Source organism: Pseudomonas sp. (assembly GCF_032058845.1).
Taxonomy (GTDB): domain Bacteria; phylum Pseudomonadota; class Gammaproteobacteria; order Pseudomonadales; family Pseudomonadaceae; genus Aquipseudomonas.
Window position 1 is genome coordinate 1 of sequence record NZ_DAMCCR010000058.1, and the last position, 15,108, is coordinate 15,108.

At 60.8% G+C, this 15,108-nt stretch carries 14 protein-coding genes; 11 read left to right on the forward strand and 3 right to left on the reverse strand.

Annotated elements, in window-relative coordinates:
- The 6 genes from RT028_RS12475 to RT028_RS12500 all read left to right on the forward strand — a co-directional run.
- Window positions 1–580: TolC family protein (locus RT028_RS12475; protein WP_312935244.1), on the forward strand; the 580-nt coding region annotated here is incomplete at its 5' end.
- Window positions 581–1,307: 727 nt separating this feature from the next.
- Window positions 1,308–1,535, forward strand: coding sequence for a hypothetical protein (locus tag RT028_RS12480; protein WP_312935246.1), 228 nt, complete (start codon window positions 1,308–1,310; stop codon window positions 1,533–1,535).
- Window positions 1,536–1,851: 316 nt separating this feature from the next.
- A complete protein-coding gene (locus RT028_RS12485; RefSeq protein ID WP_312935247.1) occupies window positions 1,852–2,838 on the forward strand; it encodes an ImmA/IrrE family metallo-endopeptidase in 987 nt (328 codons plus the stop codon).
- Window positions 2,839–3,480, forward strand: a complete 642-nt coding sequence (locus RT028_RS12490) for a hypothetical protein (RefSeq protein ID WP_312935248.1) — start codon at window positions 2,839–2,841, stop codon at window positions 3,478–3,480.
- Between the two features lie 179 nt (window positions 3,481–3,659).
- Entirely contained in the window at window positions 3,660–3,911 is a 252-nt protein-coding gene (locus RT028_RS12495) for a hypothetical protein (RefSeq protein ID WP_312935249.1), read from the forward strand.
- A gap of 108 nt (window positions 3,912–4,019) precedes the next feature.
- A complete protein-coding gene (locus RT028_RS12500; protein WP_312935250.1) occupies window positions 4,020–4,472 on the forward strand; it encodes a YaiI/YqxD family protein in 453 nt (150 codons plus the stop codon).
- A gap of 9 nt (window positions 4,473–4,481) precedes the next feature.
- Here RT028_RS12500 and elbB read toward each other — a convergent pair whose 3' ends face one another.
- Window positions 4,482–5,150, reverse strand: coding sequence for an isoprenoid biosynthesis glyoxalase ElbB (elbB, locus tag RT028_RS12505; RefSeq protein ID WP_312935251.1), 669 nt, complete (start codon window positions 5,148–5,150; stop codon window positions 4,482–4,484).
- Between the two features lie 67 nt (window positions 5,151–5,217).
- Window positions 5,218–5,868: a DedA family protein gene (locus RT028_RS12510; protein WP_312935253.1), complete on the reverse strand. Its 651-nt coding sequence runs from the start codon at window positions 5,866–5,868 to the stop codon at window positions 5,218–5,220.
- Between the two features lie 209 nt (window positions 5,869–6,077).
- Here RT028_RS12510 and hemB point away from each other — a divergent pair, with 209 nt between their 5' ends.
- Together hemB and ppk1 are read left to right on the forward strand one after the other, a co-directional pair.
- Window positions 6,078–7,088: a porphobilinogen synthase gene (hemB, locus tag RT028_RS12515; protein ID WP_312935255.1), complete on the forward strand. Its 1,011-nt coding sequence runs from the start codon at window positions 6,078–6,080 to the stop codon at window positions 7,086–7,088.
- 45 nt (window positions 7,089–7,133) lie between these two features.
- Window positions 7,134–9,359, forward strand: coding sequence for a polyphosphate kinase 1 (gene ppk1, locus RT028_RS12520; protein ID WP_312935257.1), 2,226 nt, complete (start codon window positions 7,134–7,136; stop codon window positions 9,357–9,359).
- Here the strand turns inward: ppk1 and ppx are convergent.
- Window positions 9,346–10,848: an exopolyphosphatase gene (ppx, locus tag RT028_RS12525; RefSeq protein ID WP_312935258.1), complete on the reverse strand. Its 1,503-nt coding sequence runs from the start codon at window positions 10,846–10,848 to the stop codon at window positions 9,346–9,348. The two genes, ppk1 and ppx, sit on opposite strands and share 14 nt — an antisense overlap.
- Window positions 10,849–11,167: 319 nt before the next feature.
- Between ppx and trxA the strand changes: the two genes are divergently transcribed.
- The 3 genes from trxA to RT028_RS12540 all read left to right on the forward strand — a co-directional run bounded on the left by trxA (window position 11,168) and on the right by RT028_RS12540 (window position 15,077).
- On the forward strand, window positions 11,168–11,497 hold the full coding sequence (gene trxA / locus RT028_RS12530; RefSeq protein ID WP_312935259.1) for a thioredoxin TrxA: 330 nt from the start codon (window positions 11,168–11,170) through the stop codon (window positions 11,495–11,497).
- A gap of 232 nt (window positions 11,498–11,729) precedes the next feature.
- Window positions 11,730–12,989 (forward strand): transcription termination factor Rho, encoded by a 1,260-nt coding sequence (rho, locus tag RT028_RS12535; protein ID WP_312935261.1) that lies wholly within the window; start codon window positions 11,730–11,732, stop codon window positions 12,987–12,989.
- A 132-nt stretch (window positions 12,990–13,121) separates the two neighbouring features.
- Window positions 13,122–15,077, forward strand: a complete 1,956-nt coding sequence (locus RT028_RS12540) for an acyltransferase family protein (protein WP_312935263.1) — start codon at window positions 13,122–13,124, stop codon at window positions 15,075–15,077.
- Window positions 15,078–15,108 lie beyond the last annotated feature (31 nt).

The following is a 15,108-nucleotide window of genomic DNA, read 5'->3' on the forward strand; positions in this document are numbered from 1 at the left end:
GGTCGGCGACGGTGCCGCCCTGCTCAAACGCCGCCCTGACGTACGCCAGGCCGAACGCCAGCTCGCCGCCGCCACCGCCAGCATCGGCGTGGCCACCGGCGCGCTGTACCCGGACATCAGCTTCGGCGCGCAGATCGGCACCATCGGCCTGGTCGAGAACCTCGGCAAACCCGCCACCAACCGCTGGGGCTTCGGTCCGCAGGTGAGCTGGAGTATTCCTACCAACGGCACACGTGCACGCATACGCGAGGCCGAAGCCTCGACGCAAGGTGCGCTCGCGCATTTCGATGGTGTGGTGCTCAACGCCGTGCGTGAAACCCAGACCCGGCTGGCGCAGTACAGCGCATTGCTGGAGCGGCGTGAGGCGCTGATGGATGCCGAGCAATCGGCCAAGGACGCGGCGGATCAGACGCATCGGTTCTACCAAGCCGGGCGCGCTTCGTTCCTTGCGGATCTGCAGGCAACCCGCACGTACACCGAAATGCGCGCGCAGTTGGCGGCCGCGAATGCGCAGGTGGCGATAGGGCAGGTGGGGGTGTTTTTGGCGTTGGGTGGGGGGTGGAAGGGGAATGGGCAGTGAAGCGCGCATCGGGAAGCGCGTTACCTGTGTTCCTCTAGAGGAGCATCAGCGGGTACTGGTAGAGGAGCATCATCAGGTATTGGCATGAGTGGAGGTGGTCGTGGTCCTGTTGGAGTCCGCCCGCCGCAAGGCGCCGCGCTGTCGCGTAGAGAGCTGGTCCAGACCCCCTGTGGAAGACACCCCTGTGAGAGACACCTCTGTGAGAGACACCTCTGTGGGAGCGGCTTTAGCCGCGATGGGCTGCGAAGCAGCCCCAATGGCTACAACCGCAATTTGTCGGGCAGTATGCGGTGCTTGAGTTGGGGCGGCTGCGCCGCCCATCGCGACTGAAGTCGCTCCTACAGATCTGCACCCCTGAAGCTCTCTTTCAAATCAAAAGCTTACGATCATTTCAGTGAGTACCGCTGCTTGAGTCTGTGCCAATTATCCATTGAAAAAGCCTCTTCAAAGCGACAGTTAGGAATTATCCTACGACCACTGTCGCGATTTCCTAATTGCTAAGGGTCCACTCCACGGCTAACGTCCCTCGCTCGCCCTCAAGGCGATCAGGGTGTGAGAACCCTGCTGTAAATAGTTCGGCAGTGATGTCATGGCAGCCGTGCGCGGGCAGACTTCGGTCTGGCCGGGTTTCCCTATTTACCGGTTTCTCACCCCGCGTACGGCTGCCACCCTTGTCTCGTGAGAAAGGTGTGGATGGCAGTTCCTTTACTAAATTGGGAGCTGTGCAATGAAAAAGATCGTCCCCGACCCGCCGTCTTCCCCCGTGTCTTTCCCTCCCCACCTCAGCGCCCGAGAAGCCTTGGCCTGCGCTGACACCCTGCTCAAAGACATCTACGAAAATGCCGAGGCTTACCGTCTGCAACACCCTGGCCCTTCGGCCAAGGTCATCGATTCGGTAATGGATTCCTCTCTGATTGCCGCAGCGCTACTGATGCACGCTTCGCAGAGGCTTTAAGCACGACTTCTGCACCTACAAAGGCGCCCGACGCTCCGCGCATCGGGCGTTGCGCACGAAAGCCGTCACCGGCTTCCTTCTTTGTTGCGCTCCTCTGCTCAGCAGTTGTGCTCATCGTAACCCTGTTCTGACGCTTATCCATGACCCTCCAAACTCAACTCGAGTCAGCGCAGCGGTTCTCAAGCCCATCGATGCAGGATCTATGGGAATACAAGGGAGAATGCTATGATTTTGATCATGTTGGTGACCTCCCGAGCCGGTTGGCGCGTCCAAACTCCATCATTTCAACCGTATGTCTACCCAAGGAGGGCTGATCATGACTGACATTCAGAGCATTTATTCCGCCCTTCACAGCCACGGTCTGTCCAGAAGAAATCTGGCCGGCCTGATGCCTGAGTGGTGGTCGGCTGAGGTGGAGGCGTCTCCTGGAGCTGCCCAACGAGCCAAGATTTATCTTGCTAGAGCATTGAGTCTTCAGATTCGAGCATTTAGTGAGAACCCTCCTCGTGTCGCGTTCGATTTACCTGACCAAAAGCGATTCAAGCTCTCCGCGAAGACCTCTGAAGACGATGTCGCTGTAGCAGTCGCATTGGCAAAGAGTGCTTCCCGAATCGCACTGAATGCAATGGATAGCGGGTATTCTCAGCTCCCGGCGAGCGCTGCTGAGATTCGTGCGCGAATTCTTACTGGCGGCGCTCTTTGGGTAGGTTTGGAGCAGATCCTAGATTTGTGCTGGGCTACTGGCATTCCTGTTCTTCATCTGGCTTCGCCTCTGCTAGGGCGCAAAAAGATGGACGGTATTGCCATGTCGATCAAAGGTAGACCCTCCATCGTGCTGTCGAACGTACGCAAGCAGGGTTTCCTGCTGTTTCATCTCGCTCATGAGCTCGGTCACATCGCTCTGGGGCATCTGTCCGAGAACGGTGCAATTGTCGACGATGAAATCAAAAATGATGAGTGCGAGGAAGGGCGGAACTTCCAAGAGATTGAAGCAGATCGATTTGCTATCGAATTGCTGACCGGGAATGCGGACACTCGGCTTACGCTACCTCGGCTTATACAGGCGCGGCCATTGGCTGACACCGCCGTACAATTCGGAAAAGAGCGTCAGATTGATCCAACACACGCTGTGTTGAATGTTGCTCACTACGCGCCGAAGCTTTTCCCTCTATGTGTAAGCGCAGTAAAGGTCATTTCTGGTGAAAGCACTGATCAAGCTATAGTGCGTGAGCGTGCGCTTGGCAATTTAGCCGACGGACTAGATCCTGACAGCGAGCATATGCTTCGGAATCTTATCGCATAAATGATCGTGCTCGCTGACAATGATGTCTTGGTGGCACTCGCCCAATGCGATCTTGTCGATGAAGCGTTGACTGTTCTCGAGTGCAGTTTTGCTGACTGCTATGTGCTCGACGAAGCCCCCTTCTCCCTTTACCTAAACAATCCGGTTAAATGTCTGGATAAGCGGTTGGGTAACCCAGCGGCATTCAACCGACTATGTCATATGGTGGAATCCTGCCAAAAACTGGGTGCAGCGGAAGAAAATATAGATTTGCTCGAGCAACTGATGCTTCTTGATGAAGTTCATGACGGGGAACTCCAGTTGACACTCCATGCTGAGAACCTCCATTCGCAAAATGCGAATTTCACGCTGACCACTGGGGACAAGAATTTTCTCAGTGCTATCTATAAATCTGACTGCCAGCTCGCCAAGGCAATCTTGTACCAACGAGTGGAATGTTTAGAGTCACAGCTGGTAAAGGCTATCGGCATTTATGGCCATAGCCACATTACCTCGAAGGTCGGATATGGCAAAGAAACAACCATAAATTCCAAGAAATTTGACACCGTCCTGAATATGGCGTTTGGAAATGGCCGGAGTGAGCAGCACGCCCTTGAGTGCCTTAAAAACTACATGCCAGCGCGGGACTTCTTGCGGCCTTGAGGCGGTTCGATTCGCGATTTCGCCTTAGAGCGGCCTATGTTGAATTCAACTGCCTTTCATCTTGCTCCGGCTAACGGTCAAAGCTGGAGCATTTTTAGCGTAAACCGTCCCAGCTCGATTCGTCAGGCGGGCTGATCCAGCTGAAGTTGATCGCTCCATCACTCTTATGGAGTTGCTTAATGAACGAAGTCACCCCTCATCCACCGTCTATGCCCGCCACGTTTCCTGCCCACTTCAGCGTCCAGCAAGCCTTGGCCTGCGCCGACACCCTCCTCAAAGACATCTGCGAAACGACTGAGGCATACCGTCGCAGGCGGCCAGGCAAAGCAGCCAGGGCTCTGGATTCAGTAATGGATTCCACGCTGATTGCTACGGCACTGCTGATGCACGCTGCGCAGAAGCTGACGCCTGTTGTGTCTGCCGAGGACTAAGCGGCTACGCGCTCCAGCCGTCGTGTTCATTCGGGCGAGCATTGCAGCGCGATCGCGCTGTAACCCGCCATAATGCCCACCTCATTCGCCCCGCAAAGAAGACCACCCATGCGCATCTGGATCGACGCCGACGCCTGCCCACGCCCCGCCCGCGACCTGGTGGTGAAATTCGCCCTCAAGCGCAAGTTGCAGGTGGTCATGGTGGCTGGCCAGGCCGTGGCCAAACCTGCTTTCGCCATCGTGCAACTGATCGTGGTGCCCAGCGGCATGGACGCTGCCGATGATTACCTCGTGGAGCACGCGTTACCCGGCGAACTGGCCATCTGCAGCGACGTACCGCTGGCTGATCGCCTGGTGAAGAAAGGCGTGGCAGCGCTCGACCCGCGGGGCCGGGAGTTCGATGAACGCAACATGGGTGACCGGCTGGCAGCGCGTAATCTGTTCACCGAATTGCGTGAACTGGGGCAGGTCGGGGGCGGGCAGGCGGCGTATGGCGAGAAAGACAAACAGGCCTTCGCCAACGCGCTGGACCGCATCCTGACGCGTCTGACGAAAGCCTGAAGTGGGCGGTTACTGATCCCCTTCGTGGGTGATTTCCAGCACCCGGTCGACCAGCTTGTAGATGCCGCTGGCGGCATCGCTGATGTTGGTGGCCACCATGTAGGCAGGGGTGGTCACCAGTTTGCGCTGCACATCCTCGACGATGTCGTGCACATCGCATTCTTCGTGGGTGCCGCCCATCTTCACCACCGCTTCGCTGGTGTCTGGGTCATTGCCGATGGTGCAGACCACGCCAGGGCCGTAGATCTTTGCGGCCAGGGCAGGGGAGATGCAGATCAGGCCGACCGGTTTGCTGGCGGCAGCAAAGGCCTCGGCCAGGCGCAGCACGTCGGGGTTGAGCGTGCAGTCGATGCCTTTGACGGCGAAGTCCGACAGGTTCTTCGCCGCGCCAAAACCGCCGGGTACGATCAAGGCGTCGAAGTCTTCGACCCTGGCCTCGCGTACATCTTTCACTTCACCACGGGCAATGCGCGCCGATTCCACCAGCACGTTGCGCGTCTCCGGCATTTCTTCGCCCGTTACGTGGTTGATCACATGCATCTGCGCCACATCCGGCGCGAAGCACTGTACCTGCGCGCCGCGCTGGTCGAGACGCAGCAGGGTGATCACGCTTTCGTGGATTTCAGCGCCGTCATAGACACCGCAGCCGGACAGAATCACCGCAACTTTTTTTGTCATGTTGTATCTCCAGGACCGTGCGCTGACGGGTATGACACTTGGAACGCAAACGGGGAGGGGTGTTCAGTCAGCGCTGCTCATGTTCGGCGTCTGGATCAGGGCGCTTGGGGCGGGTGTCTTGCGCCGTGGCCAAGGCCTGCGCAGCGGCGGCGCGTTCGGCGCGTTCGGCCCGCTGGTTGCGGAAGTAGCGACGCAGCCACAGGCCCAGGCCAAGCACCAGCAGCGTGCCAAGCACCCACAGCTCATAGCGCTTCACGTTGCCCAGCAGGCCTTCGAGGATGGCGCCGAAATGGTACGCGGCCGCGCCCAGGGCCAGCGCCCACACCGCCGCGCCGATGCCGTTGAGCAGCAGGTAGCGGCGTGGCGGGTAGCCCGACAGGCCAATGGCCACGGGCATGACCGTGCGCAGGCCGTAGACGAAGCGGAAGCTCAGCACCCAGATATCGGGGTGGCGACGGATGTGGTCCAGCGCCTTGTCGCCCATGGCTTGCCAGCGCGGTTTGCGCGCAAGGATGGCGCGGCCGTGGCGACGGCCCATGAAGTACCAGAGCTGGTCCCCGGCATAGCTGCCGAAGAAGGCCACCACGACCACCAGCGAGATGTCCATGTAACCGCGGAACGCAAGGAATCCCGCAAGCACCAGGATGGTCTCGCCTTCAAAAAACGTGCCGAGAAATAGGGCAAAGTAGCCAAAATCGTGCAGGAATTGTTGAAGCATGGTGTAGGGGTGCTGGCGAAATGAACGCGCAGCCTACCCCTTAGTGCGCGTGGGGGAAAGTGTCCAAATGTGTCTCGACGTGAACAATTCCTACAGTGCCAGCGCCTGCGTCCTCAGGTCGCAGGGTTGCTCTTCCCTGTCACACAGGGGTCATAATGGGCGCTTATAACTGTCGCGCTCGCCCGCCTGCGCGGGCTCAGGAGTCTGCCGTGAGCTTTACCCCCGCCAACCGTATGTTTCCTGCCACCCGTCTGCGCCGCAATCGCCGGGACGAATTCTCCCGGCGCCTGGTGCGCGAAAATGTCCTGACCGTCGATGACCTGATTCTCCCGGTGTTTGTCCTGGAGGGTGAAAATCGCCGTGAAAGCATCCCGTCCATGCCGGGCGTGGAGCGTCTGTCCATCGATCTGCTGCTGGAAGCGGCTGAAGGCTGGGTGGCGCTGGGTATCCCGGCGCTGGCGCTGTTCCCGGTGACGCCCGTCGAGAAGAAGACCCTCGATGGCGCCGAAGCCTGGAACCCCGATGGCATCGCCCAGCGCGCCACCCGCGCCCTGCGTGAACGCTTCCCGGAGCTGGGTGTGATCACCGACGTCGCCCTCGACCCGTTCACCACCCATGGCCAGGACGGCATCCTCGACGAAGACGGCTACGTGCAGAACGACATCACCGTTGACGCACTGGTGCGTCAGGCGTTGTCCCATGCCCAAGCCGGTGCGCAGGTGGTGGCGCCGTCGGACATGATGGATGGCCGCCTGGGCGCGATCCGTGAAGCGCTGGAAGTGGCCGGTTACGTCAACGTGCGCATCATGGCCTACTCGGCCAAGTACGCCAGCGCCTACTACGGCCCGTTCCGCGACGCGGTGGGCTCGGCGCTGAACCTGGGCAAGGCCAACAAGGCCTCGTACCAGATGGACCCGGCCAACAGCGATGAGGCCCTGCACGAGGTGGCCACGGACCTGGCCGAAGGTGCCGACATGGTCATGGTCAAGCCGGGCATGCCGTACCTGGACATCGTTCATCGGGTCAAAACCGAGTTCAAGGTTCCGACCTTCGTGTACCAGGTCAGCGGCGAGTACGCCATGCACATGGCCGCCATCCAGAATGGCTGGCTCAGTGAGGCGGTGATTCTCGAGTCGTTGACTGCTTTCAAACGGGCGGGTGCCGATGGCATCCTCACCTACTTCGCCGTGCGTGCCGCTCAAATGCTCAGAGGGCAGTAAGCCTCACCGGTACCGGCACGCGGGCCGTTCTCACAGGAACAACAGATGAATAATGAAGTGCTGAGCGCTGCTGATCTCAAGGGAGCAGAGGCAGTGATCGAAGAACTGGTACAGACCCCGCCAGACCTGGCGGTGCCGCCCGAGCCTGTGGCTGACACCGCGCCCGCGGTGCCAGCCCCGGCCATCAGCGTGCCCAGCCTGGACGACAGCAGCCTGTACATTCATCGCGAGCTCTCGCAGCTGCAGTTCAACATCCGCGTGCTGGAGCAGGCGCTGGACGAGAGCTATCCGCTGCTGGAGCGTCTGAAGTTCCTGCTGATCTTCTCCAGCAACCTCGATGAGTTCTTCGAGATTCGCGTGGCCGGCCTGAAGAAGCAGATCACCTTTGCCCGTGAGCTGGCCGGCGCCGACGGCCTGCAGCCGCACCAGGCCCTGGCGCGGATCAGCGAGCTGGTGCATATCGAAGTGGACCGTCAGTACGCGATCCTCAACGATGTGCTGCTGCCAGAGATGGAAAAGCACCAGATCCGCTTCATTCGCCGTCGCTACTGGACACCCAAGCTCAAGGCGTGGGTGCGCCGCTATTTCCGCGACGAAATCGCGCCGATCATCACGCCCATCGGCCTCGACCCGACGCACCCGTTCCCGCTGCTGGTGAACAAGAGCCTGAACTTCATCGTCGAGCTGGAAGGGGTCGATGCCTTTGGCCGCGATTCTGGCCTGGCCATCATTCCGGCGCCGCGTTTGCTGCCGCGGGTGATCCGCGTGCCGGAAGAGGTGGGTGGGCCGGGCGCCAACCATGTGTTCCTCTCGTCAATGATCCACGCCCACGCCGATGACCTGTTCCAGGGCATGAAGGTAAAAGGCTGCTATCAGTTTCGCCTGACCCGAAACGCTGACCTGGCGCTGGACTCCGAAGACGTCGAAGACCTGGCCCGCGCCCTGCGCGGCGAGCTGTTCTCACGCCGCTACGGTGATGCCGTGCGCCTCGAGGTGGCCGACACCTGCCCGAAACAGTTGTCCGATTACCTGCTCAAGCAATTCAGCCTGAGCGAGAGCGAGCTGTATCAGGTCAATGGCCCGGTCAACCTGACCCGTCTGTTCAGCATCACCGGCCTGGACAGCCACCCGGAGCTGCAATACACCCCGTTCACCCCGGCGATTCCGAAGATCCTGCAGAACGCCGATAACATCTTCAGTGTGATCAGCAAGCAGGACGTGCTGCTGATGCACCCCTTCGAATCCTTCACCCCGGTGGTCGACCTGCTGCGCCAGGCGGCGAAAGACCCGCACGTGCTGGCAGTGCGCCAGACCCTGTACCGCAGCGGCGCCAACTCGGAAATCGTCGACGCGCTCGTCGATGCCGCGCGTAACGGCAAGGAGGTCACTGCGGTGATCGAATTGCGCGCCCGGTTCGATGAGGAGTCCAACCTGCAGATGGCCAGCCGCCTGCAGGCCGCCGGTGCGGTGGTGATCTACGGCGTGGTCGGCTTCAAGACCCACGCCAAGATGATGCTGATCCTGCGCCGTGAGCAGGGTGACATCGTTCGATACGCCCACCTGGGTACGGGCAACTACCACGCAGGCAACGCCCGTCTGTACACCGACTACAGCATGCTGACCTCCGACGCCGCGCTGACCGAAGACGTGGGCCGGCTGTTCAGCCAACTGATCGGCATGGGCAAGACGCTGCGCATGAAGAAGCTGCTGCACGCGCCGTTCACCCTGAAGAAAGGCATGCTGGACATGATTGCCCGGGAGACCCAGTTCGCCCTGGACGGTAAACCCGCGCACATCATTGCCAAATTCAACTCGCTGACCGACGCCAAGATCATCAAGGCGCTGTACAAGGCCAGCCAGTCAGGGGTGCGGATCGATCTGGTGGTGCGCGGCATGTGCTGCCTGCGCCCTGGCATCGCCGGGGTGTCGCACAACATTCAGGTGCGCTCGATCATCGGACGCTTCCTGGAGCACACGCGGGTGTTCTACTTCCTCAATGGCGGGGAAGAGCAGATTTATCTGTCCAGCGCCGACTGGATGGAGCGCAACCTCGACAAGCGTGTCGAGACCTGCTTCCCGGTGGAGGGCAAGAAACTGCTGCTGCGGGTCAAGAAAGAGCTGGAAAGCTATCTCACCGACAACACCCATGCGTGGATTCTGCAGCCAGATGGCCGCTACGTGCGCAGCACGCCTACCGGCAACCAGAACTCGCGCAATGCCCAGGCGACTCTGCTGGAGCGCCTGAGCAACCCGGTCCTCAACGTACGCTGAGGACGAAGCCGACCCGGGTCAGCCACTCTGCCTCATTGGCAAAGTCGGCCTGGGTCAGTGGGTGCTGTTCCAGCCAACCCTCCGGGAAGATCACGTCGAGGCTGTTGGCACCGGCCTGCAGCGTTACGGTCGGCATCTTCTGTGTGCCGCGGATGTGATGGAAGAGGATGGCGAAGCGCAGCAGCACGCACAGGCGGATCAGCTGTACGCTTTCGTCGGCGAAGTCGGCAAAGCGATCCTTGGGGATGTTGCGGCGATGGCCGCGTACCAGCAGCGCCATCATCTGCTGATCTTCGCGGGAGAAACCGGCGAGGTCGGAGTGCTCGATCAGGTACGCGCCGTGCTTGTGGTAGTGGTAGTGGGCGATGTCCAGGCCCACTTCATGCACCTTGGCCGCCCAGCCGAGCAGGTCCCGCCAGTTGCCCTCTTCGAGCTGCCATGCCGCCGCGACCTGATCGAACGCATGCAAGGCCTTGCGCTCGACCCGCGCCGCCTGGCCCTGGTCCACGTGGTAGCGCTCCATCAATGAATTGAGGGTGCGTTCGCGCACGTCTTCATGGTGATGGCGGCCCAGCAGATCGAACAGCACGCCTTCGCGCAGGGCACCGTCGCAGTGCTCCATGCGCGCCAGCTCCAAGGCGTCGAAGATGGCTTCGAGAATCGCCAGGCCGGCGGGGAAGATCGCGCGGCGGTCGGGCTTGACCCCGTCGAAGTCGATCTTGTCGGTGTCGCCCATCTTGAACAGCTTGCGCTTGAGCCAGGCCAGGCCTTCGGCATTCACCTCACCATTGCCCAGACCACCGGCCTTGATCGCGGTGCCGATGGCGCGGATGGTCCCGGACGAGCCGATGGCTTGATCCCAGGTCAGGCGATGCAGGGCATTTTCGATGCTCATCAGCTCGAGGCGTGCGGCGGTGTAGGCCTGCGCGTAACGTGCCGGGGTGATCTTGCCGTCGCGGAAATAGCGCTGGGTGAAGCTCACGCAGCCCATCTGCAGGCTTTCACGCAGCAACGGCTCGAAACGCTGGCCAATGATGAACTCGGTGCTGCCACCGCCGATGTCGGCGACCAGGCGCTTGCCGGGGGTGTCGGCGAGGGTGTGCGAGACGCCCAGGTAGATGAGGCGGGCCTCTTCGCGCCCGGAAATCACCTCCACCGGGTGGCCGAGAATGGCCTCGGCGCGCTGGATGAACACGGCGCGATTGCGGGCTTCGCGCAGGGCGTTGGTGCCGACGATGCGCACCGAGCCCGTGGGCATGCCCTGGATCAGCTGGGCGAAGCGCTTGAGGCACTCCAGGCCGCGGTCCATGGCTTCTTCACTGAGCAGGCGATCTTCACTGATGCCGGCGGCGAGCTGCACTTTTTCGCCCAGGCGCTCGAGAATACGGATTTCGGTGTGATGAGCCTTGGCCACTACCATGTGAAAACTGTTGGAGCCCAGGTCGATGGCGGCGATCAACGACAGGCTCTTCGCGTTTGTATGCGGCATGATCAGGAAATTCTCGGTCGATAACCCGGCAATCGTGACACGATCGTTGGCCGTCGCCAACGCGCGAGACACCGGGGCTTGATGCAGGACAACGGCCAAAGGGCCGTGGGGCCGTTCATCACCTTAGCTGCCGGGCGGTGGATGCGCCCATGGGCAGGGGGTCGAACGGACAATAGGTCAGGGCTGTGACACTCCTGTGACTGATTCGATTCGTCGGCTCTTGCCCAATCATAGTGACAGTCAATCGGCCGTCGCTTCCTGTAAAACGTGGGGCCAGCTATGATGGCCCACGATTTTGCCTTATGACCTGGAGATATCCATGAGCAGCGATCTTATCAAACACGTCACCGATGCCACGTTCGAGGCCGAAGTCCTGAAGTCCGAATTGCCAGTGCTGGTCGACTACTGGGCTGAATGGTGCGGCCCATGCAAGATGATCGCGCCCGTGCTGGACGACATCGCCGCCACCTACGATGGCAAGCTGGTCATCGCCAAGCTGAACATCGATGAAAACCAGGACACGCCCGTCAAGCACGGCGTACGCGGCATTCCGACCCTGATGCTGTTCAAGGGCGGCAACGTCGAAGCGACCAAGGTCGGCGCACTGTCCAAATCGCAGCTCCAGGCCTTCCTCGACGCGAATCTGTGATGCAGCAAAAGGCCCCGGAATCCCGGGGCTTTTCTTTTTAAGTCCCCTAGACGCCGAAAAAAGCAAGTGTTACATTCGGCCTCGCACTGCTTCTCCAGTGCCCCCTGCACGCCGTCGCCGACGCACTCCCAATTCGAATCAGTACGCGATCCTGTCGCCAATCTTGCGGCGCGGCTTCATTAAGCCAGAAGCTTAATTCCCCCCCTTCTTACATGATTACGTCACTCCCTTTATGAATCTGACAGAACTCAAGCAAAAGCCGATTACCGATCTGCTGGAAATGGTCGAGCAGATGGGCATCGAAAACATGGCCCGTTCGCGCAAACAGGACGTGATTTTCGCCCTGTTGAAAAAACACGCGAAAAGCGGCGAAGAGATCTCGGGTGACGGCGTGCTGGAGATTCTCCAGGATGGATTCGGTTTCCTGCGTTCGGCAGACGCGTCCTACCTGGCCGGCCCTGACGACATCTACGTCTCGCCCAGCCAGATTCGCCGCTTCAACTTGCGCACCGGTGACACCATCGTTGGCAAGATTCGCCCGCCGAAGGAAGGTGAGCGTTACTTCGCACTTCTGAAGGTCGATACCATCAACTTCGACCGCCCGGAAAATGCCAAGAACAAGATTCTGTTCGAGAACCTGACCCCTCTGTTCGCGAACAAGCGCTTGAAAATGGAAGCGGGCAACGGTTCCACCGAAGACCTGACCGGCCGCGTGATCGACCTCTGCGCCCCGATCGGCAAAGGCCAGCGTGGCCTGATCGTCGCCCCGCCCAAGGCCGGCAAGACCATCATGCTGCAGAACATTGCGGCCAACATCTCGCGCAACAACCCTGAGTGCCATCTGATCGTTCTGCTGATCGACGAGCGCCCGGAAGAAGTGACCGAGATGCAGCGCACCGTGCGCGGCGAAGTGGTCGCTTCCACCTTCGATGAGCCGCCAACCCGCCACGTGCAGGTTGCCGAAATGGTCATCGAGAAGGCCAAGCGCCTGGTCGAGCACAAGAAGGACGTGGTCATTCTGCTCGACTCCATCACCCGTCTGGCGCGTGCCTACAACACCGTGATTCCAAGCTCCGGCAAGGTGCTCACCGGCGGTGTCGACGCCCATGCCCTGGAGAAGCCGAAGCGTTTCTTCGGCGCGGCGCGCAACATCGAAGAAGGTGGCTCGCTGACCATCATCGCCACCGCGCTGGTCGAAACCGGCTCGAAGATGGATGAAGTGATCTACGAAGAGTTCAAGGGTACCGGCAACATGGAACTGCCCCTGGACCGTCGTATCGCCGAGAAACGTGTGTTCCCGGCCATCAACATCAACCGTTCCGGCACCCGCCGTGAAGAGTTGCTGACCGCCGACGACGAACTGCAGCGCATGTGGATCCTGCGCAAGCTGCTGCACCCGATGGATGAAATCGCCGCCATCGAGTTCCTGATCGACAAGCTCAAGCAGACCAAGACCAACGACGAGTTCTTCCTGTCGATGAAGCGCAAGTAACATCCGCTGTCTGAAAAAAGCGCCCGTAAGGGCGTTTTTTTTGTCTATTAGTGTTTGCATCCGGATCGATGTTTGCGCGGCTGATCACGTTGCGCCCTCAGGGAACGCTGTACACCAGGTAAGGTTTTTTTCATGCACACGTTTGGCAAACGCCGTGATATCGACGGATTACGGGCGCTGGCGGTCATCCCCGTCGTACTGTTTCATTTTGGATTCGATGCATTCAGCGGCGGTTTCGTCGGGGTGGACGTGTTCTTCGTCATCTCGGGGTTTCTGATCACCTCGATTCTGCTGCGCGACATCAGCGCAGGGCGCTTCAGTTTCGTCGACTTCTGGGCACGTCGCGCGCGTCGCATCATTCCAGCCCTGAGCGTGGTCATTCTGGCGACGCTGGCGCTGGGTTGGCTGTTGCTGACCGCAAAGGACTTCTCCGAGCTGGGTCGCACCGTGCGGTACCAGTCGCTGTTCGTCTCCAACCTCCTGTTCATGCGCGAGCACGGCTACTTCGAGCCAGCCTCGGATCTCAAGCCCTTGCTGCACACGTGGTCACTGGCGGTCGAAGAGCAGTACTACATCCTGTTTCCGCTGATCATGGTGGTGATGGTCCGCTTTTTCCGGCACTGGCGCTGGCTGCTGCTGGGCGTGTTGCTGGTTTCATTCGGCCTCAACCTTGCCTGCGTCGAGCACAAGCCGGCATTCACCTTCTTTTCGCTGCCCACTCGCGCCTGGGAGCTGCTGTGCGGGGCCATGCTCGCTGTTCTGCCTGCGCCCAGGCGGGCCGTGCGCCCCTGGGTCTACCAGGCGGTCGGGCTCAGCGGCATGCTGGCGGTGCTTCTGGCTGTGTTCACGTTCGATCGGTCTACGCTGTTTCCCGGTTGGGCGGCCCTGCTGCCGGTGCTGGGCACCACCGCACTGATCTGGTCCGGTGCGCAGGGCCCAGGCCCGGCGGCGCGGCTGCTGAGCCTCAAGCCGCTGGTCTGGGTTGGGCTGCTCTCCTATTCGCTGTATCTGTGGCACTGGCCGGTCTACGTGTATGCCAATACCCTTTCCATCGACGGCATCCAGCCGCTCGAGGCAGTGGGCTGGATGGGCCTGGCACTGACCATGGCCTGGCTGAGCCTGCGGTATGTCGAATTGCCGTTTCGAGAAAAACGTCTGCTGGCAGGGCGTACGGCCATATTGGCAGGCGGCTTGGCGGTCATCGTCGTGCTGGTGACGCTCGGTTCGGCGATTCGCTCCGCCGATGGCGTGCCGGGTCGGCTGAGCGGCAAGGCGCTGGAGTACGCGCAGGCCCGTGAATGGCGAGCCGGGCAAATGAACTGCATGACCGTGATGCCCAGCAGCTCGATAGACGAGGCTTGCCTGATCGGCGCAGAACACGCCAAGCCGCCGACCCAGGTGTTTTGGGGTGACAGCCATGCCGCGGCCCTGATGCCGGCCATCGAGCGCAATGTCCGCGATGAAGGGCGGTCTGTGTGGCTGTTCAGCATGGGCGGCTGCCCACCGATTCTGAGCGATGAGCTGCGTGCGCATTGCAAGGATTTCAATCAGCAGGCCATGGACAGGATACTCAGCCTCGGCATCCGCGACGTCGTGCTGGCGTCCAACTGGAGCCTGTACGTCTACGGGCGCGAGGACGGCGACAGAAAGCTCTTGCTCAGCGCCCGCGACGACACCGCCCAGGCTGAGCAGCGCATGGCCGCCGCCATCCAGGCACGGGTGGCGGCATTGCGAGAGGCCGGGGTCGAGGTCTGGCTGTTCAAGGAAGTGCCGCTGCAAGGCAAGGGCGTCATCAATCGTCTGACCAGCCTGGCGCGGGTCGGGCGTTCGGCCGATGGCTTGGGGCGCCCGCTGCAGGAGCACCTGACGCGGCAACGGTTCATCGCCAGCGTGTTCGCCTCCCTGAGCGAAGCCGATCCGGGTGTGCACGTCATTGATCCGGCACCGCTGATGTGCACCGATGGCGTCTGCAACATAGCGGTGCAAGGAGCGCTGCAGTACAAGGACGAAGATCACCTCTCCGATGCGGGCGGCGCACGGCTCAGCCCGCTGTTTGCGCCCGTGTTGCTGGGCACGAGCCACCCCTAGGTGATGTCACGCGCTGGCGGGCTGCTGTTTG

What these genes read in the sequence shown, in the direction of transcription:
- RT028_RS12480 (WP_312935246.1), top strand. Translation starts at nt 1,308, where the DNA reads ATGAAAAAGATCGTCCCCGACCCGCCGTCTTCCCCCGTGTCTTTCCCT.
- RT028_RS12485 (WP_312935247.1), top strand. Translation starts at nt 1,852, where the DNA reads ATGACTGACATTCAGAGCATTTATTCCGCCCTTCACAGCCACGGTCTG.
- RT028_RS12490 (WP_312935248.1), top strand. Translation starts at nt 2,839, where the DNA reads ATGATCGTGCTCGCTGACAATGATGTCTTGGTGGCACTCGCCCAATGC.
- RT028_RS12495 (WP_312935249.1), top strand. Translation starts at nt 3,660, where the DNA reads ATGAACGAAGTCACCCCTCATCCACCGTCTATGCCCGCCACGTTTCCT.
- RT028_RS12500 (WP_312935250.1), top strand. Translation starts at nt 4,020, where the DNA reads ATGCGCATCTGGATCGACGCCGACGCCTGCCCACGCCCCGCCCGCGAC.
- elbB (WP_312935251.1), bottom strand. Translation starts at nt 5,150, where the DNA reads ATGACAAAAAAAGTTGCGGTGATTCTGTCCGGCTGCGGTGTCTATGAC.
- RT028_RS12510 (WP_312935253.1), bottom strand. Translation starts at nt 5,868, where the DNA reads ATGCTTCAACAATTCCTGCACGATTTTGGCTACTTTGCCCTATTTCTC.
- ppk1 (WP_312935257.1), top strand. Translation starts at nt 7,134, where the DNA reads ATGAATAATGAAGTGCTGAGCGCTGCTGATCTCAAGGGAGCAGAGGCA.
- ppx (WP_312935258.1), bottom strand. Translation starts at nt 10,848, where the DNA reads ATGCCGCATACAAACGCGAAGAGCCTGTCGTTGATCGCCGCCATCGAC.
- trxA (WP_312935259.1), top strand. Translation starts at nt 11,168, where the DNA reads ATGAGCAGCGATCTTATCAAACACGTCACCGATGCCACGTTCGAGGCC.
- rho (WP_312935261.1), top strand. Translation starts at nt 11,730, where the DNA reads ATGAATCTGACAGAACTCAAGCAAAAGCCGATTACCGATCTGCTGGAA.
- RT028_RS12540 (WP_312935263.1), top strand. Translation starts at nt 13,122, where the DNA reads ATGCACACGTTTGGCAAACGCCGTGATATCGACGGATTACGGGCGCTG.